At 32.0% G+C, this 24,704-nt stretch carries 21 protein-coding genes; 16 read left to right on the plus strand and 5 right to left on the minus strand.

From position 1 onward, the window contains the following. The 3 genes from K7H06_RS00930 (at position 1) to K7H06_RS00940 (ending at position 2,910) form a co-directional block, all read left to right on the plus strand. Complete coding sequence (locus tag K7H06_RS00930; RefSeq protein ID WP_223038117.1) at positions 1–1,353, plus strand: HAMP domain-containing sensor histidine kinase; 1,353 nt, start codon at positions 1–3, stop codon at positions 1,351–1,353. A 104-nt stretch (positions 1,354–1,457) separates the two neighbouring features. After that, complete coding sequence (locus K7H06_RS00935) at positions 1,458–1,877, plus strand: hypothetical protein (RefSeq protein ID WP_223038118.1); 420 nt, start codon at positions 1,458–1,460, stop codon at positions 1,875–1,877. Then, positions 1,864–2,910: a phosphodiester glycosidase family protein gene (locus K7H06_RS00940; protein ID WP_223038119.1), complete on the plus strand. Its 1,047-nt coding sequence runs from the start codon at positions 1,864–1,866 to the stop codon at positions 2,908–2,910. The genes K7H06_RS00935 and K7H06_RS00940 overlap by 14 nt, the downstream gene beginning before the upstream one ends. 137 nt (positions 2,911–3,047) lie before the next feature. Here K7H06_RS00940 and K7H06_RS00945 read toward each other — a convergent pair whose 3' ends face one another. Continuing rightward, the gene (locus K7H06_RS00945) at positions 3,048–3,743 is read right to left on the minus strand and encodes an LrgB family protein (protein WP_425514932.1); all 696 of its coding nucleotides are present in this window, start codon (positions 3,741–3,743) and stop codon (positions 3,048–3,050) included. A gap of 5 nt (positions 3,744–3,748) precedes the next feature. After that, on the minus strand, positions 3,749–4,090 hold the full coding sequence (locus K7H06_RS00950; protein ID WP_223038120.1) for a CidA/LrgA family protein: 342 nt from the start codon (positions 4,088–4,090) through the stop codon (positions 3,749–3,751). Positions 4,091–4,422: 332 nt separating this feature from the next. Here K7H06_RS00950 and K7H06_RS00955 point away from each other — a divergent pair, with 332 nt between their 5' ends. Next, a complete protein-coding gene (locus K7H06_RS00955; protein ID WP_223038121.1) occupies positions 4,423–4,956 on the plus strand; it encodes an O-acetyl-ADP-ribose deacetylase in 534 nt (177 codons plus the stop codon). Between the two features lie 25 nt (positions 4,957–4,981). Here the strand turns inward: K7H06_RS00955 and K7H06_RS00960 are convergent, their stop codons facing one another. Then, a complete protein-coding gene (locus tag K7H06_RS00960) occupies positions 4,982–5,521 on the minus strand; it encodes an isochorismatase family protein (RefSeq protein WP_223038122.1) in 540 nt (179 codons plus the stop codon). Positions 5,522–5,716: 195 nt separating this feature from the next. Between K7H06_RS00960 and K7H06_RS00965 the strand changes: the two genes are divergently transcribed. The 5 genes from K7H06_RS00965 to K7H06_RS00985 all read left to right on the plus strand — a co-directional run bounded on the left by K7H06_RS00965 (position 5,717) and on the right by K7H06_RS00985 (position 12,674). Beyond that, the gene (locus tag K7H06_RS00965; RefSeq protein ID WP_425514949.1) at positions 5,717–6,424 is read left to right on the plus strand and encodes an NAD-dependent protein deacylase; all 708 of its coding nucleotides are present in this window, start codon (positions 5,717–5,719) and stop codon (positions 6,422–6,424) included. A 151-nt stretch (positions 6,425–6,575) separates the two neighbouring features. After that, entirely contained in the window at positions 6,576–8,033 is a 1,458-nt protein-coding gene (gene nhaC / locus K7H06_RS00970; protein WP_223038124.1) for a Na+/H+ antiporter NhaC, read from the plus strand. A 142-nt stretch (positions 8,034–8,175) separates the two neighbouring features. Further along, a complete protein-coding gene (locus K7H06_RS00975; RefSeq protein WP_223038125.1) occupies positions 8,176–9,705 on the plus strand; it encodes an amidohydrolase in 1,530 nt (509 codons plus the stop codon). Positions 9,706–9,715: 10 nt separating this feature from the next. Continuing rightward, a complete protein-coding gene (locus K7H06_RS00980) occupies positions 9,716–11,032 on the plus strand; it encodes an AfsR/SARP family transcriptional regulator (protein WP_223038126.1) in 1,317 nt (438 codons plus the stop codon). 22 nt (positions 11,033–11,054) lie between these two features. Beyond that, positions 11,055–12,674: an amidohydrolase gene (locus tag K7H06_RS00985; protein ID WP_223038127.1), complete on the plus strand. Its 1,620-nt coding sequence runs from the start codon at positions 11,055–11,057 to the stop codon at positions 12,672–12,674. A 216-nt stretch (positions 12,675–12,890) separates the two neighbouring features. On the opposite strand, the gene K7H06_RS00990 is transcribed toward K7H06_RS00985, so the two are convergent. Both K7H06_RS00990 and K7H06_RS00995 read right to left on the minus strand, forming a co-directional pair. Beyond that, positions 12,891–14,111: a Gfo/Idh/MocA family protein gene (locus K7H06_RS00990; protein WP_246637598.1), complete on the minus strand. Its 1,221-nt coding sequence runs from the start codon at positions 14,109–14,111 to the stop codon at positions 12,891–12,893. A gap of 49 nt (positions 14,112–14,160) precedes the next feature. Beyond that, positions 14,161–15,084 (minus strand): sugar phosphate isomerase/epimerase family protein, encoded by a 924-nt coding sequence (locus tag K7H06_RS00995; RefSeq protein ID WP_223038128.1) that lies wholly within the window; start codon positions 15,082–15,084, stop codon positions 14,161–14,163. A gap of 737 nt (positions 15,085–15,821) precedes the next feature. Here K7H06_RS00995 and K7H06_RS01000 point away from each other — a divergent pair. The 7 genes from K7H06_RS01000 to iolC all read left to right on the plus strand — a co-directional run bounded on the left by K7H06_RS01000 (position 15,822) and on the right by iolC (position 24,693). Next, a complete protein-coding gene (locus K7H06_RS01000; RefSeq protein ID WP_223038129.1) occupies positions 15,822–16,775 on the plus strand; it encodes a sugar ABC transporter substrate-binding protein in 954 nt (317 codons plus the stop codon). A 79-nt stretch (positions 16,776–16,854) separates the two neighbouring features. Then, positions 16,855–18,348: a sugar ABC transporter ATP-binding protein gene (locus tag K7H06_RS01005; protein WP_223038130.1), complete on the plus strand. Its 1,494-nt coding sequence runs from the start codon at positions 16,855–16,857 to the stop codon at positions 18,346–18,348. A 42-nt stretch (positions 18,349–18,390) separates the two neighbouring features. Then, positions 18,391–19,365 carry an ABC transporter permease gene (locus K7H06_RS01010; protein ID WP_223038131.1) on the plus strand — a complete coding sequence of 325 codons (975 nt, stop codon included), beginning with the start codon at positions 18,391–18,393 and terminating at the stop codon, positions 19,363–19,365. A 216-nt stretch (positions 19,366–19,581) separates the two neighbouring features. Next, positions 19,582–20,385 carry a 5-deoxy-glucuronate isomerase gene (locus K7H06_RS01015; RefSeq protein ID WP_246637599.1) on the plus strand — a complete coding sequence of 268 codons (804 nt, stop codon included), beginning with the start codon at positions 19,582–19,584 and terminating at the stop codon, positions 20,383–20,385. Positions 20,386–20,784: 399 nt separating this feature from the next. Then, positions 20,785–22,647, plus strand: coding sequence for a 3D-(3,5/4)-trihydroxycyclohexane-1,2-dione acylhydrolase (decyclizing) (gene iolD, locus K7H06_RS01020; RefSeq protein WP_223038132.1), 1,863 nt, complete (start codon positions 20,785–20,787; stop codon positions 22,645–22,647). 16 nt (positions 22,648–22,663) lie between these two features. Beyond that, the gene (gene iolE, locus K7H06_RS01025; RefSeq protein WP_223038133.1) at positions 22,664–23,563 is read left to right on the plus strand and encodes a myo-inosose-2 dehydratase; all 900 of its coding nucleotides are present in this window, start codon (positions 22,664–22,666) and stop codon (positions 23,561–23,563) included. Positions 23,564–23,697: 134 nt separating this feature from the next. Then, entirely contained in the window at positions 23,698–24,693 is a 996-nt protein-coding gene (gene iolC, locus K7H06_RS01030) for a 5-dehydro-2-deoxygluconokinase (RefSeq protein WP_223038134.1), read from the plus strand. Positions 24,694–24,704: the final 11 nt, after the last annotated feature.

Below are 24,704 nucleotides of genomic sequence, written 5' to 3' on the forward strand. Positions count from 1 at the left end.
ATGATTAGATTAAAAAAAATTGGAAGTAAATTGCTAATAAGCTATTTTATTATATTATTTGTAGCTTTTCTTGTAACTGTTGTGTCCTATAATGTATTGTCTCAAAGATATTTTATGAAAGAAGCCAAAAGTCAAATGAGAACAGAGGGACAAACTATTGCGAAAACTTTGGGGAAAATGAAGCTTAAAGATCATAGCATTGGTGAAAAAATATTAGTAAAAAAGGAACTAAGGGTTGCTGGTAGATTTATTGAATCAAAGGTGATTGTTTTTAATAAAGATAAAAGAATTATTTATACAAATTGGAAATCTTTAGATAGAGAAAAAATGAAAAAATTCATAAGGGAAAAGGATAAACCATTAGAAGGATATATTACTGAGAAAGTTCCAATAAAGACACCTAAGGGTGGGATTAAAGGATATGTGTTTTTAATGATGGAATTGAAAGAATTAAAAGCAATGAATGAGATTATGAAAACAACAAGAATTTTAAGCTTTACGGTAGCTGGTTTTACTGCAATTATCATAGGCATCCTATTACAAAAGGGACTGACAAACCCTATTAGAGAGCTTATGAAGACGATGATGAATTTTTCACTGAAAGATTTTGATAAAGATTTTCGATTAGAAACAGGAGATGAAATTGAAGAACTCTCCATATGTTTTTCTTCTCTTGTGAAGAAGTTAAAAAAATATGATCGACAGCAGAAAACATTTTTACAAAATACATCCCATGAATTGAAAACTCCCCTCATGTCCATACAAGGATATGCAGAAGCTATAAAAGATGGGATTGTAGAAGGGGCTGAAATGGAAGAAAGTTTAGATATTATCATGAATCAATGTCAACGTATGAAAAAAACAGTAGATGAAATTACTTATCTTACAAAACTTGAAAATGTTGAAGAAATTTTTAGATTTGAAGAATGTGATATGGATAAGTTGGTAGAAGATGCATTAAGAAGTATCCAACCATTAGCAGATGAAAAAAATATAAAAATAGATGTAAAAGGAGACTTTGATTATAAAGGATTTTATGATGGAGATAAGATCAAACGAGCATTCATCAATATATTAAGCAATGCTATTCGATATGCTAAGGAGAATATTATCATTCAATCGTTTATGCATGATCCATATTATGAAATTCATATTATAGATGATGGAGAAGGATTGAAAGCGGGAGAGGAAGAAAAGGTATTTGATCGTTTTTATAAAGGAGATAAAGGAAATACAGGATTAGGACTTTCTATAACAAAAGCTATTATAGAAGGACATGATGGTGAAATTACTGTTTATAATCATAAGGAGAAGGGAGCCATCTTTAAAATAAAGCTGCCAAAAGGATTATAGAAAAAAATTAGATAGATGAAATTTTTGTAAATTATTCTTGTTGATAAATGTCACTATTTACGATAATCTATATTTGTGGGAATAAGGTTGGAAAGGATGATAGGATGGACAAGGATATTGCTTTAGCAAAAGAAAATGCCCAAGAGAAAGGGCGCTCAAAGAAAAAAGATAAGAAAAAAAATAAAATATGGATCAATGTATTAATTTTTATTGTAAGTGCAGGGGTTTGGAGTGCTGCTGTGTATTATGGATATACTTATGCTAAAAATTATATTGATGTATCTATAAAAAATGTGCAACAAGAAAACGCTGTGAATATTCAAGAATTAAGTGAAAAGATGGAGCAACTTAGTACAGAAATTAATAATTTGAAGAATAGAATCGAAAATACAGATGATACTATTTCTAATTCTACAGTTGTTCAAGAAAGAATTGATGAAAGGTTACAAAATCTAGATGGGCAATTAAAAACATTAGAAAAGAGCTTGAAAATATTGAAGGAGGCACCAAATGGGCAAAATTAATTTATTTATGCTTTTTTTGATTGCCCCATTTATCGGTCTCTTTGTTGTTAGTTTAGAGTTTCAGGATGAAAGTCAGTATCTAAAATTTCCCATAACTGTACTTGCAGAAGAAGCAGACAAATTATATGATGAAGTTGGTCATTTAGAAGAGAGTATTGCCAATATGGGATTGGTTGTAGAGAGCCAAAAAGAGGTTTTTCATGTTCAAGATGAACAAATTAGTGAATTATCAGAGTTGAGTGATTCACAAAGAAAATTGTCGGATGATATTTATGAGCAAAAAATATTGAATATGTTAGGACCAGCAGTGAAGGCCCATATTAGTAATCGTACAGAAATCAAAATTTTTAAATTAGCAGAGCTTGGGTATAGAGGCTATATTGCTAAAATAAAATTATTTGATCCAACGGCATTGAAAGTAGTATTGGGGAAAGATCAATTAGGAAAGTTAGAGACTACATCAAGTGCTGCAAAAAGAACAAATGCAATACTTGCAATTAATGCAGGGGGATTTTATACAGAGAAAAGAAATGGAAAGACTTATGCCCAATTAATAGGGAATACAGTGATCAATGGAAAATTAGTAGAACCTTTTAATGGTTATCCAGGAGATTTGTTTTTTGCTGGGATCAATAAAAAAGGACAAGTGATTGGAACAGTACCCCACACTGAAAATGATATTATGAAGCTTGATCCTTATCAAGGAGTAAGTTTTTCACCTGTATTATTAGAAAATGGGAAAAAAGCAGAGATTTCAACTAAATGGAAAAAAACAAGGCATCCTAGGACGATCATTGGAAAATATGCAAATGATGATTTGATTGTAATCGTTATAGATGGAAGACGAGATAATTGGAGCATTGGGATTTCTTTAGAAAGATTACAGGATAAATTGTTAGAGCTAGGAGTAAAAGATGCTTATAATCTAGATGGTGGCGGTTCTAGTGCTATGTATTATGATGGAAAAATTTTAAATAAACCTTCAGATAGAAGGGAAAGACCTGTAGTAAATAATATTGTTGTTATGCCTTAATGAAAGATAAGGAAGAAATTATATTGATTAGACAAAAGAGACAGAGAAGGATGAAAAATTATGACCTTGTAGACATTACTACGAGGTCATTTTTATGTGTGTCTAGTATAGATGATTGATTGTATGGACATTATTTTTTATAAATTTATAAGAGAAAATATATTAATCAGTAAAGGGGCTAATAAAACTGTTATGACACCTGTTAGAGCAATGGAAAGACTGCTCATAGCCCCTTCCGTTTCTCCCATTTCCAAAGCTTTAGAGGTTCCGACAGCATGAGAAGATGTTCCAATGGCAATGCCTTTTGCTACACTGTGATGGATTTTAAAAGTTTTGCATATAAGAGGTGCAATAACTGCACCAATAATTCCAGTTATAATAATGGCAATGACAGCAATCGGAGTTAATCCTCCTAAACTTTCTGATACAGCTATACCAATAGGCGTTGTAATTGATTTAGGGATTAAAGAAAGTTTAAGACGATGTTCTAAATCAAATAATTTTGATAATAAAGCAACAGCAGTAATAGAAGTAATGACTCCAGTAGTAATGCCAATGATAATAGCTTTCATATGACTTTTTAAAGCTGGAAGCTGTTTATACATAGGAATAGCTAATACCACTGTAGCAGGTCCTAAAAAGAAAGAAATCAATTTGCCACCGTTATTGTAAATTTCCAGTGGAATATTAAAACGTAATAAAATTACAACGATAATCGAGATACTTATGAGTATAGGATTTAAAATAGCCAGCTTTGTTTTTTTATAAATATATAGTCCAATGTTGAATGCTAATAATGAAATGATTATTCCAAACAAGGGGTTACTTAACATATATATCAGTCCTTTACAAATTTTTGTACAATCAGTCCTGTTACACCCATTACAATAATGGTACTTAAAAGAATAATAATAGAAAGAGGCAGCCAGTTTGCCTTTAGAAGATCTAAAGAAGCAATGAGTGCCACTCCAGAAGGAATGAAGAAAAAAGCCAAATGTTTTAAAAAGAATTCTCCACATTCTTCAACCCAATCTAGTTTAATGACTTTTAGTGATAATAAGCCAAAGAGAATGAACATGCCTAAGATGCTTCCCGGAATAGGAATGTTTGATATTTGATGAAGATATTCTCCTAATTGCCAAATACATATAATGAGTAATAGCTGTATAAATTTTTTCATGTTTCACCTCGAATTATTTATAGAATTAGTAAAATAGAAAGGTGTCTGCAAACGAACAGGCACCATAAGGTTTACAATGAATTATTTTTTATAAAGATAAAATATTTTATGAACTATTATACAAGGCAAGTTCAGATAAAGCAAATATAAAAAAAACGTTATATTAGGAAGAGTAGGACAATGATACGAAAATATATGACAAATAATAAAGAATGCAGCGGATTACTAGTAAAACAATTCAAAAAGTGGAAATGAAAATATTTATTGTAGAGAAGGAAATTTTGTTAAAGAGATAGAAAGCTACTAAGAAAAAATGTAAAGGAGGTTTTTTTATGTATCTATATAAAAATACCAATATATCTATCTTACAAGGAGATATAACAAAACTAAAAGTAGATGCTATTGTCAATGCTGCTAATAGCACCCTTTTAGGGGGTGGGGGAGTTGATGGAGCAATACATAGAGCAGGAGGTAGAATGATTTTAGAAGAGTGTAGAAAAATAGGGGGATGTCCAACAGGGGAAGCAAGAATTACTACTGCTGGAGAATTGCCAAGTAAATATGTAATTCATACGGTAGGACCTATTTATAGGGGTGGAAAGAATAATGAAGCTAGGCTACTATATAATGCATATTTTAATTCTTTAAAACTTGTAGTAGAAAATAAAATAAAAACCATTGCCTTTCCTGCTATTTCTACAGGGGTGTATCATTATCCAAAGGATGAAGCATCAGATATTGCTATAAAAGCAGTTATGGATTTTATAGAAGAATATGACCAATTAGATAGAGTGATTTTTGTATTGTTCTCTAAAGGAGATTTTGAGCTTTATGAGAAAAAAATAAAAGGAATTTTTAGAAGATAAAAGCAAGTCAAAAGGATGACTTGCTTTATTTCACTAATTTAGAGATAGTTTTAAAGGTTTCATTACCTGCATATCGACATAATTCAAAAAGAATAGATTCATAGGTTGAGATGACTGCACCTTCTTTTTTCATTCTTTCAATAGCTATTTTTTTGTCATTTTCTTTTCTTGAAGAAATACAATCTTCTATTACAATAGGCATATATCCGTTGTCTATTAGATCAATTACGGTTTGAAGAACACAGATATGTGATTCAATTCCAGCAATGATAATCCATTCTTTATTCATATAATCAATCTTTTCTTGTAAGGTAGGTTCATCATAGCAGCTAAAAGACATTTTTTCTATAATTTCGAAATTTTCCAGAACTCCCATGATTTCATCTACAGTAGACCCTAATCCTTTAGTATATTGTTCAGACACTATAAAGGGAATATCTAAACCGTTTAAGCCTTCAATAAGAATTGCTAGATTTTTTGATAGTTCTTTATTTTGCATATGAGGAAGAAGACGTTTTTGAACATCAATAATCATAGCGGTTGTATTTTCTTTTAAGATTCTCATTGGGAACACTCCTATCTTTGTTTTTTTTGTTATATTCTCCATTAGTTTACAATTTCCTTCTAATTATTTACACATAGTAATTATTTAGTAAGTATTGTATAATAATATTGAAAAAACTTAAGTAGAGTAACAATAGTATTGGGAATATGTATGTTTATTGGGGGTGATGTTTTGAACATTGAAAAATTAAAATCAATGATTGATGAGAGTAATAATATTGTTTTCTTTGGAGGGGCAGGTACATCTACAGAAAGTAATATACCTGATTTTAGAACAGCAGATACGGGACTATATAGTAATACGGGACAACAATATCCACCAGAGACTATGCTTAGTCACAGCTTTTTTATGAAGCATACGAAAGAATTTTATCAATTTTACAAAGAAAAAATGATTTATCAAGAAGCAAAACCTAATTTAGCTCATTTAGCTCTAGCAAAGCTCGAAAAACAAGGTAAATTAAAAGCTATAATCACTCAAAATATTGATGGATTACATCAAATGGCAGGAAGTAAAAATGTTTTAGAGCTTCATGGATCTGTCCACAGAAATTATTGCATGAAGTGTAGAGAAAAGTATTTTTTAGATGACGTAGTGGGAAGTGAGAAAACAGTTCCAACGTGTAAAAAATGTGGAGGGACTATAAAACCTGATGTAGTTTTATATGAAGAGGGACTCGATCAAGATACTATTCAAAAATCTGTAGAATATATAGCCAATGCAGATGTATTGATTGTAGGAGGAACATCCCTTGTGGTATATCCTGCAGCAGGATTAATTGAATATTATAGAGGGAAAAAATTAATACTTATTAACAAAAGTACTACCCCATATGATCATGCTGCTAATTTAGTGATTCAGGATAGTATTGGAAAAGTATTAGGTAGTGTTGTAGGTGAGTGATGAATGCTCACCTTTTTTATTTATATAAGAAAGTTTGAAAAATATTTAGAATTTTTATTTTAATTAAACAAGAGATAAAACAGATAATCAAACATGAAATTAAATGATCGAGTGATACACTGTAAATAATCAAACGAAGGAGGAGTTTTATATGGCAAATGAAAGACTAGAAAATGCAAAAAAACCAAGTTTTGCAGGTGCACTTTTTGTTATGTTATTCTTATGTGTTGCTATGAGTGCTCAGATTTTTGTATTTGATGAACCTTATGTTACACATATTACCTTGTTATTGGCTACTGCTGTAGCTGCAGTTGTTGCTATGAAGTCTGGTTTTACATGGGATGAGATTCAAGAAGGAATTTTATATGGATGTCAGATTGCCATGCTTGCTATGCTCATATTGATGCTTGTAGGGGTCTTGATTGCAACATGGATTCCAGCAGGTACAATACCAACATTGATTTATTATGGACTAAAGGTTATTTCACCATCTGTATTTTTATTTACTGTTTGCTTAGTATGTGCTGTTGCATCTTTAGCAACTGGAAGCTCATGGACTACAGGGGCAACTTTTGGAGTTGCATTTATGGGGATTGGTTATGGACTAGGGATCCCTGCACCACTTACAGCAGGAGCAATTATTTCAGGAGCTATATTTGGAGATAAAATGTCTCCCTTATCAGATTCAACAAATCTTGCAGCAGGGGTAGCAGAGGCAGATCTTTTTGATCATATAAAAAATATGCTTTATACGACAGTACCAGCACTCATTATATCTCTTGTGATTTATTTAATATTGGGAATGAAATATGCAGGAGGAAATATTGATACAAGCCAAATACAAGGAATTTTGGATGGAATTAGTAAGAACTATTATATTAGCCCTATTACGTTGATTCCAGCTGTTGTAACGATTGTTCTAGCTGTTAAGAGAGTTGGTGGTCTTGCAGTTATGGTAATTGCATCATTTTTAGGAATGATCTTTGCTACAGTGCTTCAAGGATATAGTATTGCAGAAATGTTTAACTTTATGAATTATGGATTTGTTTCTAAAACAGGGATTGAAGCTGTTGATAAATTACTTAGCCGTGGTGGTATGCAAAGTATGATGTGGACCATATCTCTTGGTTTTGTAGCTTTAAGTTTAGGTGGATTATTAGAAAAAACAAGAATGCTTGAAGTTTTACTAGAAAGAATGTCAAAATTCGTAAGTACTGCAAGGGGAGTAATTATTACCCATATATTTGCAAGTATTGCGGTAAACTTATTTTCAGCGAGTCAGTATATGGCCCTTATTATTCCTGGGAGGATGCTCGTACCAGCGTATAAAAGATTAAAGTTATTACCTCAAATGTGTTCAAGAGTATGTGAAGATTCGGCTACGGTAACTTCACCCCTTGTTCCATGGGGACTATGTGGTGTGTATTTTGCAGGGGTGTTAGGTGTTGAAACAGTACAATACTTACCATATGTATTTTTAGCCTATTTAGTACCAATTATAGCAATGATCTATGCAGTTATAGGAAAATTTATTTTTAAAGAAGGAGACAAGCCATCTGTAAAAACATATAATGATGGAGATGCAAAAGCAGTAGATGAAATAGCTTAAAATAGATTTTGTAGAAGGTCACCAATGTCATTGAATTATAAAAAATAGATGCAAAGCTTTTCCCTATACATGTATAGGGGGCTTTGACATCTTTTCAAAAGGTTTTGAAGATATGTCAAAGTCTACATGAAGGAGGATGCATATGAAAGCAGTGGATTTGTTGCTTTATGGTGGAATGATTATTACAATGGATCAAAATAATTCTTTTAAAAACTGGGTTGCTATTCGAGATGGAAAAATTGTAGATATTGGCATAAATGATGGTTATGAAAAATATCTAAAAGATGTAGTAGATGCTATATTTTTAAATGGAAAGACAGTAATTCCAGGTTTCTATGATAGTCATGTACACCTTGTACAAACAGGATTAAATACATTAGGAATTGATTTAAGTAAAGCAGAGACTATAAAAGATGTATTAGACCTTGTAAAGGAAAAAGCAGAAGTTACACCAGAAGGAGAATTGATTAGTGCAGTTCAGTTTGATGAATCAAAGGTTCGTGAAAAGAGAATGCCTACAAGATATGAATTAGATGAATGTGCACCAAACAATCCTGTTTGGATTAATCGTATTGAATATCATACAAGTATTATCAATTCAATGGCATTCCACATACTAAAAATACCATTTTATATAGAAGGAATTCAAAGAAATGAAAAAAATCTTCCAAATGGATGCTTGACAGGGAAAGCAAGTGCTTTAGTGAGAAACAGGATATTAGATAGCTTTTCAGAGAAAAAAAGATTAGAAGTGATCAATAAATCTATGAAAATGGCTATTGAACAAGGCATTACATCTCTAAATGCCATGGAAGGCGGATTTTCCTTTCATAATAAAGATGCTGAAATTGTATTGAAAAATAAAAATACATTCCCTATTGATGTGGCCATGTTTTATCAGACTGTAAATGTACAGAAGGTTTTAGAGAGTGGTCTTAATCGAATTGGAGGAGGAATTTTTCTAGATGGGACATTAGGATCAAGAACTGCAGCCATTAGTAAAAGCTATGAAGATGATGAGGAATCTTTTGGAGAACTGTATTATACACAAGAAGAGATTGATGAATTTATTTTAAAGGCATCTAAGAATGATTTACAGATTTCTGTTCATGCTATTGGTAATCGAGCTATTGATCAGATTATAAAATCTTATGAAGTGATTCAGAAGAAAAAAGGAGAAAATCATACGAGAAATCGTATTGAACATTTTGTTTTTCCAACGGATGAACAAATTAAAAAATGTTCAGAACTTGGTATTATCCTTTCTATGACACCAACCTATGAATATTTTTGGGGTGGAGATGGTGGCATGTACGAAAAACGATTGGGTAAAAATAGGAAACAGCAAACTAATCCTATAAAAAAGAGTATTGAAAATGGCATGATTGTATTAGGAAGTTCGGATAGTGATATTACCCCTATATCTCCAGTACTAGGAATACATAGTGCGGTAAATTGTTGTAATGTAGAAGTTGTAGATGCCCTTAAAATGTATACGGTAAATGGAGCTTATGGTGTATTTGAAGAAAATAAAAAAGGAAGCATTGAAATTGGTAAATTGGGAGACTTAGTGGTTTTAGATGAAAATCCATTAACGGTTGAAAAAAATAAAATAAAAGATATAAAAGTAATGATGACAGTTAAAGAAGGGAATATTTTGCATATAGGATAGGGGTGAGTGGATGGATAAATTAGAAATACATTTGTTCGGTGAAGTGCAGGTGTTTTGGAATGAGAAAAATATTACGGAAAATTTAAGTAGTAAAGCAATTGCCATATTATGTGTTTTATCTATTGCTCCTGAAAAATCCTATAGCAGAGACAAATTGATTAATTATTTTTGGGAATCAAGTAAGAATGATGCTGCAAAGTATAATCTCAGGTATACCTTATGGAGTATGAGAAAAATATTAAAAACAGATGAAGAAAATACTGAAAGCATCATTATTAATATAAAGGATAAATGCAAAATCAATCCTAAAGTAGAAGTAATTACAGATGTTTATGAAATAAACCATCTATTGGAATCGTTAAATGAGAAAAATAAAGAAGGATATATTGAAAAATTAGAGATGGCAAGAAAAATCCTTAGTGGAGAGTTTATGGAAAGGGTATTTTTAAAAAGTTGTCATGAATTTAATGACTGGATTTTTTATATGAGAGAAAAATTTCAACGATCCTATCTAAAGGTACTTCATCAGTTATCTCAAGCCTATATCATGGGAAAAAACTATTTGAAAAGTATTGAAATACTAGAAGGAATGTTAAGACTTAATCCATTACAAGAGGAATTATATGTTGAGATCATTGAAGTATATCTAAAAATGGGTAATCGAAAAGAAGCTCTTTTACAATATGAAAAATGTTGTGATATTTTAAGGGATGAATTAAATGTTTCTCCTATGGAAAGCACAAAGGAAATATATGAAAAGATCATTGATTGTGAGAAGACAAGTTATTACATAAAAGAATTTGAAATAAAAATAAATAGAAATGAGCATGTAAGAATATTATTTACAGAAAAAGAAAATTTTGAAAGCCTCAAGGAAAAACTTTTTTATGATGAGGAACATTTGTATACCAAATGCTATCCTATCAAAGGAGTAGATTACTATTGGATGAGTGAATTAGTAGAAGAGATTTTAAATAAAAAAGAAATCTGTGATTTAAATAATATGCCTGAAATGATTGGAGAGAATTTAAGTGTGATTCAAATAGAACTATTTTCTATGAATCATTCATATCCAATAATTAAATCTAGCAGAGAAGGTGAAAGAGTAAGAATTTTTTCGGCCATGAATCATTTGTTAAAGGGTCTTAACAAAAGAACCATTATATTCATAGAAAATTTTCAGTGGATAGATGATGTATCCTTTGAGTTTTTTAAATACTTTGTATTGAAATGTAAGAATTTTAAAGGACTTTTTGTATTATCAGGAAATTACAAAGATAAAAGATTTGAAGAACTAGAAAAATTCATAACTATAGAAAAAATGTAAAAAGGTTAAAGGGGGAAGTGTGATGGGTAAGGTTTTTGATAAAGTATTTGCAAATGGTAGGTTTATGAGAAACAATGAACAAAAGAAGATAGACTTTGTTGCAGTGAAGAATGGGAAGATTGTAAAATGTGGTAGAGCTGAGGAAATGAATGATTACAAAACTGACTATGAAATCATTGATTTAAAAGGAAAGTTTGTTTATCCAGGGTTTACAGATGCACATATGCATTTGATTGCTTATAGTCAAAAAAAATTGTATGAAGTGGCATTAAATGATGTGTATTCTAGAGAAGAATTAGTAAAAAAAGTAAAAACATTTATAAAGAAAAAAAACATAAAACCGGGAGATTGGGTAATTGGAGCAGGATGGAATCAAGATCAGTTTGAAGACAATGTATTTCCAGATCGCTATTTGTTAGATGAAATATCAACACAGCATCCAATTCATTTGACTAGAACTTGTTATCATATATGTGTTGTAAATAGCAAAGCTCTTGACTTAGCAGGAATTGATGAAAATACAATATCACCTGATGGTGGAAAAATAGATCAGGATAAAGACCATATACCTACAGGTATTTTGCGTGAAAATGCTATGGATTTGGTTACAAGGATTTTACCAGGAATTAAAGATAAAAATAGAATGAAAGAATTGATTATTAAAGGTTGTGAGGATTTAGCAAAGGTAGGCATTACTACAGTACATACGGATGACTTTCCATTTGTGGAAGATAAAGAAACCCTATGGAAAGTATTTAAAGAATTAGCTAATAATAATGAACTTCCTATAAGAGTTGTTTTACAGTTAAGGGCAGCAAAAGAAGATGATATTTACCATTATGAAAGAATGGGGTTAAAATCCTTTGATAAAATAAATAATTTGGTAGTTGGACCTATTAAGGTGATTACAGATGGTTCATTAGGATCAAGAACAGCAGCATTAGAGGAACCCTATGAAGATGATAAAGAGAATAAGGGATTAATGCTTATGAGTGAAGAAAAATTGGATCAATTAGTACATGAAAGTTTTTATCATGATTTCGATATTTGTATGCATGCTATAGGAGATAGGAGTATGAGGGCTATATTAGCATCTTATGAAAGATATTATGATTTATATAGGGAAAAAGGCTTTAGACCTTCTATAATTCATTGTCAGATTGGGAATTCTGAAATACTAAATGGATTTAAAAAATTAAATATTATTGCAAACATTCAGCCCATATTTTCAAATACTGATTGGAAGATTGCAGAAAGTAGAATAGGGAAAGAAAGACTTAAATATAGCTATTGTTGGAAAACATATATGGATATGGGGATTGTGTGTGTGGGTAGTTCAGATGCACCTATAGAAAGTTTTAATCCTCTTTATGGCATTTATACAGCTGTAACAAGAAAAGATTTAGAGGGAAATCCTAAGAATGGATGGGTACCAGAAGAAAGTTTAGATATTCATAGAGCAGTTGATTTATTTATAAAAAATGCGTCTTATCTTTCTCACGAAGAAGAAGAAAAGGGAAGTATTGAAGTAGGAAAATATGCAGATTTTGTAGTGTTAGCAGAGGATTTATTAAAAGTGGATGAAGAGCATATAAAAGATATTCTTGTTGAAAATACCATTGTAGGTGGAAAGATATTATAGTCATGAATGAGGAAAATAAAAAAATCGAGAATATAATGATAACCCATTAGTGTCAAAGGGGGACTAAAACACTTGATTATCATATTCTCGATATAAAGATTATTACCGAAAAACTGAAAAGGTATACATAAAGAATAAAATAATAAGAGAATATGAAAAAATGAATATGCATATAAAAAAAGCTTGAGGTGAAACTCAAGCTTTTTAATACGAAATTTATTTATATTCAACCCATTTAGATCCGTTATCAGCTGATTCAACGCAGTTCTCAAGAAGTCTAACTCCTTCAATACCTGCTTCAACTCCAGGGAACCAAAGATTATCAAGGGTTTCTTGATCTCCTCTGTCTGTAGCATCCATTGCTAATGCAAAACGATGATATAGATTTGCCCAAGATTCAAATAAACCTTCAGCATGTCCACAACCAATACGGTCAGCACCAACTGCTGGATCTTCGTTGTAAAGGTAGCCATGTCCACGATCTAAAAGACGCTTTGGCTCACCTTGTACTTCATAAACAAGTTGATTTGGATGCTCATCCCACCACTCGATAGATGCTTTAGAACCAACTACACGGATTCTTTGTTCATGAATAGCACCAGCGTTTACTGCAGATGCCCAAAGATTTCCTACTGCACCATTTTCAAAGTGCATTAATACAAAAGCATTATCTTCTAGTGGAGAACGGCTTTCGATGAAGCTTTGACGTGTACACATTAGTTCTTTAATTTTTAGATTAGGAACCATTACCTCAGCAAGGTAAAATGCATGTGTACCAATATCACCAAGTACATAAGTAGGACCTGATACTTCAGGACTTACACGCCATTTTGCACCAGGGTCATTTGCTTCTACTTCAGTAGAATGCCAGCCATGAGCAAATTGCATGTTGATAATTCTGATTTCTCCAAGATCACCATTTTCAATCATTTTACGTGCTTGATGTACCATTTGATATCCTGAGTATCCATAAGTTACACCGATTACTCTATTTTTCTCATTAGCAAGTGCTTTTAATTCTTCTGCTTCTGTTACAGTGAAGCAAAGTGGTTTTTCACAGATTACGTGAAGACCTGCTTCTAGTGCTGCTTTACACATTTCATAGTGAAATTTGTTTGGTGTAGCAATTGAAACTGCTTGGATACCATCTTCACGTTTTGCTTCTTCTTCAAACATTACTTTGTAATCTGAATAACAACGTGAAGGATCAACGCCTAGATTTTTACCAAAATCAATACAACGTTCTGGGTTGATATCAAATGCTCCAGCAACTAATTGGAATAAGTTATCGCGTGCAGAAGCAGCACGGTGAATATATCCTATTTGGCTTCCTCGGCCACCACCAACCATTGCCCATCTAATAGGTTGTTCAAATCTTCTTTCTTCATTAAACATAATAGACCTCCTATAAAATATATATTTTAGGGAATTCTCCATATGGAGAATTTGTTATACCTAATTATCTCCATGTATTTTTCTGATAATACTAATATCCTAGTTTTTCTAGATATTTCAAACTCTGACTAATATCAGCAAGGCTGCCATCTGCATCTCTTGGATCTCTTTCTTGTTCAATGGTAATAAAGCCTTTATAGCCTATTTCAAGAAGAGCTTTATAGATAGCATCATAGTCAATAGTTCCTTGTCCAATAGGACACATAACATTTTCTGCACAAGCTTCAAAAAATCCAATTTGACGTTTGATTACGTTGTCATAAACTTTTTTGTTGATATCTTTAAAATGAACATAATCTAAACGATCTGAATATTTTTTTAACCATTCTACTGGATCCATACAAGCATAGTATAAATGTCCTGTATCTAAACAAAGTCCAGCTATGTCAGAAGGAATATCATTTAAAAACTGAATGGTTTCATCTGCATACTCTATATAGCCTCCTGCATGAGGATGAACTACTGAACGAATGCCATATTCTTCCCATGTGATTTTTGCAATTTCACGGATATGTTTCATCATTTGTTTCCAGTCAGTTGTAGATAATCTTGGCGCTTTATCAGGGTGTCCGGCAAAAGGACTGCGGATTTTATTTACCTGATCAATAACTACAAGATAAGGTGTATCATAGCGCTGACCTATCATTTGTGATGCTTTTGGAAGTTTTGATATTAACTTACAGGTAATATGAGTTTTGGAAACTAACGTGTCAAAATTCTTAGGAGAAACTAAATCATCATATAGAGTTCCTGCAACGATTTGTAAATCCCTTTGTGTCAAGGCATCCTGAAGGATTCCAATGTCTTGCGGTAAATATCCAAAAGGTCCAAGTTCTAAACCTTTATAACCTGCCTGAGAGGCTTCATCTAAAACTTTTTGCCAAGGTGGGTTATGCGGGTTATTTGCATCCTCAACTCCCCAGGAGCAAGGTGCACTTGCTATTTTAAAACTCATAACATCATCTCCTTTTTATAGAAAAATTAACTAAATGTAGTTTCCAGTGTTTTTAAACCCCTTTGTCTAGTATGAGTAGTATGAGAAGCTTATATGTTTAAGTTTTGAAAACATTTTCACAAAGTAGATTTATAGGGTAAAAAAACTTTTTGAAATGTGGCTTATTGATTTATAAATATTTTAATTTATATATAGTTTATAGTCAAGATAAAAACGTTATTTTTATTTATTTTTAATTACTTTTTTTTATTTTTATTTACGAATATTTACAAAATGTTATATTGTTACAAGGCTATTGCATAATATTGTCGCAAATAAAAAATAGGCGGATTAAGCTGAAGAAAGTAAGTAAAAATAGAATTGTAATAGAAAAAGTAAGTAAAATATCGTATAAAAAGAGTTTTTTAAAATAAAGAAACAAAACATAAAAAACGCTAACAATTAACTCAAAATATAAAATAAAAAAAATAAAAAAACATAAAACAAAATAAAAAATGTTGAAAAAATTTGAAAAATATTGTAGAATAAAAGTGTAAAAGTTCTAAAAATTATCTAAAGTCCATATTTTCCCAAAAATGAATTTTCGTATATTCTAAACTAGACTATTCTAATCTAAGCTATTCTAAACATGATGTGAGCCAATAAGAATGATAGTGTTAATATAAACTTCTTTTAGTAATATATAAAATTTTAAAAGAAGCTTATATATATATAAAATAATGAGGAGGAAACTACAAATGAAAAAATTTTTAGCGGTATTATTATTGGTAGTACTAAGCATGTCTTTATTTGTTGGGTGTGGAAGTAGTGACAATAAAGCAACGGCAGATGAGGATGTACTAACGATTGGTGTATCTATTGCAAGTTTTGATGATACTTTCTTAATGTATATGAAAGATGGTATGGAGAGATATATTGCTGGCTTAGATGAAAAAGTAGAAGTAACTTATGTAGATGCAAAAGCTGATGCTGCAAAACAATTAGGTCAAGTTGAAAACTTTATCGCTCAAGGTGTAGATGCAATGGTTGTTATTCCTGTAAATACAGAAGCTACAGCACCGATCACAAGTGCTTGCGAACAGGAAAACGTTCCTTTGGTATATGTAAACAGATTACCAGATAATTTACCAGAAGATATTATATTTGTTGGTTCTGAATCAATCGATGCAGGGATTTTCCAGATGGAATATATAGCAGAAAAAATGGGTGGAAAAGGAAATATCGGTATCTTAATGGGGATATTAGATCATGAAGCTGCTATTAAGAGAACTGAAGGAGTAGAAAAGGTTATAAACGAAAAATATCCAGATATCAAAGTGATTAAAAAGCAAACAGGTAAGTGGTCAAGAGCTGAAGGTATGGCAGTTATGGAAAACTGGTTAGCAAGTGGAGAGAAAATTGATGCAGTTTGTGCAAATAATGATGATATGGCAATTGGTGCTATGAATGCGTTAGAAGCTGCAGGTAAATTAGACGAAATATTAATAGCAGGAGTAGATGCTACCCCTGATGCATTACTAGAAATTGACAATGGAAAATTAGATGCAACTGTATTCCAAGATGCAGAAGGACAAGGTAAAGGTGGTATGGAAGCTGCGTATAAGAAAGCAAAAGGTGAAAAAGTAGAAAATAGAGTTTGGATTCCATTCCAATTAGTAACACCAGAGAATTATAAAGAATTTATGAAATAAAGAAAGATAAAAAAATATAAAGGGTATCAATAGCTATTGATACCCTTTATATAACAAATTAAAAAAAGAGGTGAGAAAGATGGATAAGGAATATATCTTAGAACTGGAGAATATCACAAAAGAATTTCCTGGGGTTTTAGCCTTAGATAATGTACAGTTAAGAGTACGAAAAGGGTCTGTACATTCATTGATGGGGGAAAATGGTGCAGGAAAATCTACATTAATGAAAGCAATTATAGGTATCCATCAACCGACAAAGGGAACCATCAAATGGAAAGGACAACCTGTGAAGATTCAAGGTACTAATCATGCCCTTGATTTAGGAATCTCTATGATTCATCAAGAGCTAAGTCCTATTCCATATATGACAGTTTCTGAAAATATATTCTTAGGTCGTGAGCCAGTAAATAAGTTTGGTATAGTAGACCAAAAGAAGATGGATCAAGATACAGAGGAATTATTAAAAGGTTTAGGTATTGACATTGACCCTAGAACCCAAATGGTAAATTTAAGTATTGCTAATACACAAATGGTTGAGATTGCAAAGGCTATCTCTTATAATTCAGATTTAATTATCATGGATGAGCCTACATCAGCAATTACTGAAAAAGAAGTAGATAATTTATTCAAAATCATCAATAAGCTAAAAAGTGAAGGGGTAGCAATTATTTATATTTCACATAAAATGGATGAGATTTTCAAAATATCTGATGATATCACTATTTTTAGAGATGGAAAATATATTGCTACAGAGCCAGCTGAGAACTTAGACAATGACAAATTAGTTCAATTAATGGTAGGTAGAGAATTGAAACAAGTTTTCCACAAAGAAGAAGCTGAAATTGGAGATGTAATTCTTGAAGTAAAGAACTTAACAAGAGAAGGATATTTTAAAGATGTAAGCTTTGAGGTAAGAAGAGGTGAAATTTTAGGAATAGCAGGACTTATGGGATCAGGAAGAACAGAGGTAATGGAAAGTGTATTTGGGGTAACCCACAAAGATGCAGGAGAAATATTTATTAATGGTAAGAAAGTAGAAATCAATATACCAGAAGATGCTATTAAGCATAAGATGGCACTCCTTACTGAAGATCGAAAACTCACTGGGCTATATTTAATGCTTTCAGTTCAAGATAATATGATTGTTGCTAATATTGATGCATATAAAAAAGGAATGTTTTTAGATTTTAAGAAAATTGATGAGGCTTGTATAGAAGGAATAGAAAAGCTTTCTGTTAAAACACCAAGCAAAGAACAACTTATTGGGAATTTAAGTGGAGGAAATCAGCAAAAGGTATTGATTGCAAGATGGCTTTTAACCCAGCCAGATATTTTAATCTTAGATGAGCCTACAAGGGGAATTGATGTAGGAGCAAAGGCTGAAATTCACAAATTAATGTCAAAGCTTGCAGGAGAAGGAAAAGCTGTAATTATGATTTCATCAGAGCTTCCAGAAGTATTAGGAATGAGTGATCGAATCATGGTTATGCATGAAGGTAGAAAAACAGGAGAATTGATGAGAGGGGATGCAACCCAAGAAAATATTATGTATCTAGCAACAGGGAAAAAATAGACAAAAAAGATAAATAAGGGAAAATAGAAAGGAGCAAAATATATGAAGGCAAAAACAGAACAGCTTTTTAAGAAATATGGAATATTCTTTATCTTTATTGGAATGGTAATATTAATGTCCATCCTTTCTCCAGCATTTTTAAGGGTTGGAAACTTATTAAACGTTATAAGACAGATTTCCGTTATAGGGCTTATTGCATGTGGTGTAACCATGATTATCATTACTACAGGAATTGACTTATCTTCAGGATCAGTTCTTGCATTAGCAGCAGTTGTAGCAGCAAGTTTTGCACAAAAGTCTGACTGGGCATCAAGAATGTATCCAAATATAGATGTACCTGTAATAGTACCAATACTCTTAGGATTAGGAGTAGGGGCTGTATGTGGATTGATTTGTGGTGTTATTATTGCAAAGACAAAAATCCCACCATTTATTTCAACATTAGGGATGATGATTGTAGCAAGAGGGGCAGCACTTATTTACAGTAATGGTAGACCAATCAGTAGTTTAAAGGATTCATACAACTTCATTGGACAAGGAAAAATCTTAGGAGTTCCCCTTCCAATCATTATTTTAGCAGTTGTGGCAATTATTACCCATGTCTTATTGACGAATACAAAATTTGGTAAATACGTATATGCAATTGGTGGAAATGAAAATGCAGCTGTTGTATCTGGAATCAATGTAGATAAATATAAAGTAATGATCTATACGTATGCTGGAATGCTTTCTGGTATGTCAGGAATCGTTTTATCATCAAGAATTAGTTCAGGTCAACCAGGATTAGGGCTAGCATATGAGTTAGATGCCATTGCATCAGCAGTTATTGGTGGAACAAGTTTAAATGGTGGAATTGGTAAAATATCAGGAACCATCATCGGAGCTTTGATCATAGGAGTTTTAAATAATGGATTAGACTTATTAAATGTATCTGCATACTGGCAACAAATCGTAAAAGGTGTCATTATTGTTGGAGCTGTAATATTAGATGAAAGAAAAAATAATGGGAAAAAATAAAAAAACATGCAAAAAAAAATAAACGAAAAAAAATAAAAGCAATTAAAAGATAATAAAAGGAAATGAAAGCAATTTCGTTGTAGGTTTACTAAAAGTGATAATAAAGTTTTATTATAAGGTTTGATTACTTTCTGGAATATTAATAAAATGTAGACAATAGAAATGCATGCAATGTTATATAGGACTTGTCTACAGTAAACACAAGGAGGAAGTAAAATGGGAAGAAAAGAAGAATTAAGAATGAGACCAGGAAAATTAGAGTATGGCTATAATAGTTATACAGAACAAGATGGAAAAAATAGCGATATGCTAATGGACTTTGGTATTTTAAAAATGAAAAAAGGTGATGTACACGAAGATAAGGAAAATAAAGAAAAAGCATATTTACTTATTTTTGGTGAAGTTACTTTTGAGTGGGAAGGAAATAAAGTAGAAGCTAAGCGTGGTTCTTGTTTCGATGAAGATCCATGGTGTTTACATGTACCAGCTGGAGTAGATGTAAAAATTACAGCAGATGGAGAAGCAGAACTATCTGTACAAAGAAAATACAATCCAAAAAAATTCCCTGCTATTTTCTACAGACCTGAAGAGGTAAGAGTAGAAACTAGAGGAACAGGTACAATGAACGAGACAAATACAAGAGTTGTAAAAACTCTTATCGATAAGTCTATTAATGAAGATTCTAGTATTGTATTAGGAGAAATCATTTGTTATCCAGGAAAATGGGGTGGATTCGCACCACATACACATCCACAGCCAGAGATTTACTACTATAAGTTCTTCCCTGAAAATGGATATGGTTTCTTAGAAGTTGGAGATGATGTAGTAAAAGTAAAACATGATGATGCAGTGAAACTAGCTGGTGGAACAACACATCCACATGTTACAGCTCCAGGATATGCTATGTATTGCATATGGACAATTCCGCATCTTGAAGATAATCCTTATATTAAGCCGACTAACATTCCAGAGCATGAATGGGTATTAGATCCAAATGCAAAAATTTGGCCAGAAAAATAAAAGGAAAACATATGAAAACTACAGGAATATTTTTCAAATCCTGTAGTTTTTTTACACATTCAAGTAAAATTATATAAGCTGAATTAAAAAATAAAAAAATAAATTTAAAAAATAACAAAAAACATATTGCAAAACAAAACGAAAACATGTAAAATTAAAAACAAGAAATACAAAACAAAAATAAGAAAACGAAATAAAAACCAAACAATAAAAATAATAAATTTTTCATTTCATACATGGGAAAGCTATAAAGACAAGATAAAAAATAATAAAGAAGGAGGGTATAAAGGTAAAGTAGGAAAACCTTGTCTAGGAAGAGATACAAGTTGTAAAACAGAAGGTCAAAACATAGAACATGTAGGAAATGGTAAGTATTTTTTACAAGGAGGAGAACTGAATATGCAAACTGTTAGATTAACAATGGCACAAGCCTTAGTAAAGTTTTTAAATAATCAATATATATCTGTAGATGGAAAAGAAACTAAATTTGTCAAAGGGGTAATGGGAATCTTCGGACATGGTAATGTTGTTGGATTAGGACAAGCCCTTGAACAATATAAAGATGAGATGGTTTTTTATCAAGGAAAAAATGAACAAGAGATTGCTCATGTAGCTATGGCTTATGCAAAACAAAAAAATAGAAAAGAAATCTTTGCATGTACTGCATCAATCGGACCTGGATCATTAAATATGGTAACTGCTGCAGGAACAGCAACAGTAAACCGTATTCCACTATTATTATTACCTTCAGATGCATATGCTTGTAGACAGCCAGATCCAGTTCTTCAACAGGTAGAAGATTCTACAGATCATAACGTAACAGCTAGTGATGCTTTCAAACCTGTTAGTAAGTATTGGGATAGAGTTGCAAGACCGGAACAATTAATGACAGCAGCTATCAATGCTATGAGAGTTCTTACAGATCCAGCAGAAACAGGAGCTGTTACATTATCATTACCACAAGATGTACAAGGTGAAAGTTATGATTATCCAGTAGAATTCTTTAAAAAGAGAGTACATTATATAGAGCGTAGAAGAATTACTGAAAATGCATTAAATAGAGCAGTAGAATTAATTGCTAGCAAGAAAAAGCCAATGCTTATCTGCGGTGGTGGAGTAAGATATAGTGGAGCAGGAGAAGAATTAAAAGCTTTTGCAAAGAAATTCAATATTCCATTCTCTGAAACACAAGCAGGAAAAGGAACTATTCCTTGGGATTATGAAATGAACCTAGGTGGCGGTGGTGTTTGTGGAACACTTGCTGCAAACTTAATTGCAAAGGAAGCTGATTTAATTATAGCAGTTGGAACAAGATTAAATGACTTTGTTAGTTCTTCAAAATTTGCATATCAAAATAAAGATGTTCAGATTCTTTCTATTAATGTAAACTCAATGGATGCAACAAAAATGGAATCTATGAGCGTTGTAGCAGATGCAAAGGATGCTTTAGCTGAGATAAGCAAAGAATTAGAAGGAAAAGGATATAAGGCTGCTTATACAAATGAAATCAAAGAAGCAAAAGATCAATGGAATAAAGAATGGGAAAGATTTGAAAACATTGAACTAGAAGAAGGTCTTTCACAAACAAGAGTATTAACAGAGCTTAATAAATTATTAGATGAAGATGCAATTGTTGTTTCTGCATCAGGAAGTTTACCTTCAGACTTAGAAAGAGTATGGAGACCAACTGTTGCTGATACGTATCACTTAGAATATGGTTTCTCTTGTATGGGATATGAAATATCAGGAGCATTAGGTGCAAAAATTGCAGAACCAGGAAGAGAAGTATATACATTTGTAGGAGACGGTGGATTTATGATGGGTCATTCAGATCTACACACAAGTCTTCAAGAAGGTAAAAAAATCAACATCTTATTATTTGACAATAATGGACACCAATGTATCCATAACTTACAAAGATCACAAGGAATTGATACATTTGGAACAGTATTTAAATATAGAGAAGAAAAAACCAATGGATTAACTGGAGCAGATGTTCCTGTAAGCTTTGCAACAATCGCAAGAGGATATGGAGCAAAAGCTTATACAGTAACAACTCTAGAAGAATTAAAAGAGGCTATTGAAGCATCTAAGAAAGATACAGTATCTACATTAATCGAAATAAAAGTATTACCAGGAACTATGACTGGTGGATATGAATCATTCTGGAGAGTTGGAACAGCTCAAGTTGCTGAAAATAAGAAAGTTGAAGAAGCAGCACAAAATATGAAAGAAATGGTTGCTCAGTGCAAACCATATTAATAAGGAGGAGAAAATTATGTTTAACAAAGAAAAATTACATTTTGGATGTGCACCAATAAACTGGACAAATGATGACCTACCTGAATTAGGTGGAGAATTAACTTATCAACAATGTTTAAGTGAAATGGCTTTAGCTGGATTTACTGGAAGTGAAATTGGAAACAAGTATCCAAAGGATTTAGATACATTAAAAAAAGCTCTAGACCTTAGAGGTATGAGAATTTGTAATGCTTGGTTTAGCTGTGAATTCACTACAAAGCCAATGGAAGAAACAATCGAAAACTTCAAAAAGCATAGAGATTTTCTACATGCACTAGGTGCAAAGGTAATAGGTTTAGCTGAAATTGGCGTAAGTATTCAAGGTGATGAAAGTGCACCAATGTTTAAAGCTGCTCCAATCTTAACAGATGAGCAATTCGAAAAAATCGCAAAAGGTCTTGAAGAATTAGGAAGACTTGCAAAAGAAAAAGATATGGAAATTGCTTACCATTACCATATGGGAACAGGAATCCAATCTTTAGCAGAATTAGATCGTTTAATGGATATGACAGATCCAAACTTAGTACCACTTCTATTTGATACAGGTCATGCAACATTTGCAGGAGAAGATGCTGTAGCACTACTTAAAAAGTATATTAAGAGAGTAAGACACGTACACTTCAAAGATGTTAGAAGTGAAGTGTTAGAAAGAGTAAAAAAAGAAGAACTAAGTTTCTTACAAGCTGTAAAAAATGGTATCTTCACAGTACCTGGAGATGGAGATATGGTAGATTGGGATGGCGTATTTAAAATATTAGATGAAAACAGTTATGAAGGATGGATTGTTATTGAAGCTGAGCAAGATCCAGCAAAAGCAGATCCACTAGAGTATGCTATTAAAGCAAGAAAATTCATCAAAGAAAAAACTGGTATCTAAGAACCAGCTAAGGAAAAGTGCATAAATGAGATAAAAATATAGGTAAGGTTCTCAAAAATCCGAATAAATGCTTCTTCTACGGATTTTTCGAGAATCTTTCCATTAAAGATAAGATTTAAACGGAGGCGGAAAAAATGAATCATATAAAATTTCAATCAGATAGGGAACTTGATGTTATTGCTGTTGGAAGACTTGGAATCGATTTAAACCCAAATGAAATCAATCGTCCATTAGAAGAAAGTATGACTTTTACAAGATATGTAGGGGGTTCTCCTGCAAATATTGCTGTTGCTACATCTAGATTAGATCTTAAAACAGGATTTATCGGAAGAGTTGCAGATGATCAGTTTGGAAGATATATTACAAGCTACTTAAAAGAAAACAACATCAATACAGATGGAATCGTAGTAGATGATAGTGGAGCAAAAACTGGACTTGCTTTTACAGAAGTAAAATCTCCATCTGAGTGTAGCTTAATCATGTATAGATATAATGCAGTAGATTTAAAAATTGAACCAAAAGATATTAGTGAAGAATATATTAAAAAATCAAAGGCTATCGTAATATCAGGAACTGCACTTGCTGCAAGTCCATCAAGAGAAGCAGTATTCTTAGCTTTAGAATATGCTAGAAAACATGGTACTGTTGTATTCTTTGATATTGATTATCGTCCATATACATGGAAATCAGAAGCAGAAACTGCAATCTATTATACATTAGCAGCAGAAAAAAGTGATGTTATCATTGGAACTCGCGAAGAATTTGATACAATTGAGCATTTAACAAATCCAGAAAATAAAGATGATGCAGTAACAGCAAAGCAATGGTTTGATTTTAATGCAAAGATTGTAGTTATTAAGCATGGAAAAGAAGGATCTTATGCATACACAAGTGAAGGAGAAAAAATCAGAGGAGTTGTATTCCCTGTTATCCCACTTAAAACTTTCGGAGCAGGAGATTCTTATGCAGGAGCATTTATTTATGGTCTAATCAATGATTTTGATATTGCTAAAGCTATGGAATTTGGAGCAGGTTCAGCTTCAATCGTTATTACAACAAATAGTTGTTCTGAATCAATGCCTACAGTATCTCAAATTAAAGATTTCATTGCTACAGCAGAAAAAGAATAGAAGGAGGCTTC

This window comes from Crassaminicella profunda, from assembly GCF_019884785.1.
Lineage (GTDB): Bacteria > Bacillota > Clostridia > Peptostreptococcales > Thermotaleaceae > Crassaminicella > Crassaminicella profunda.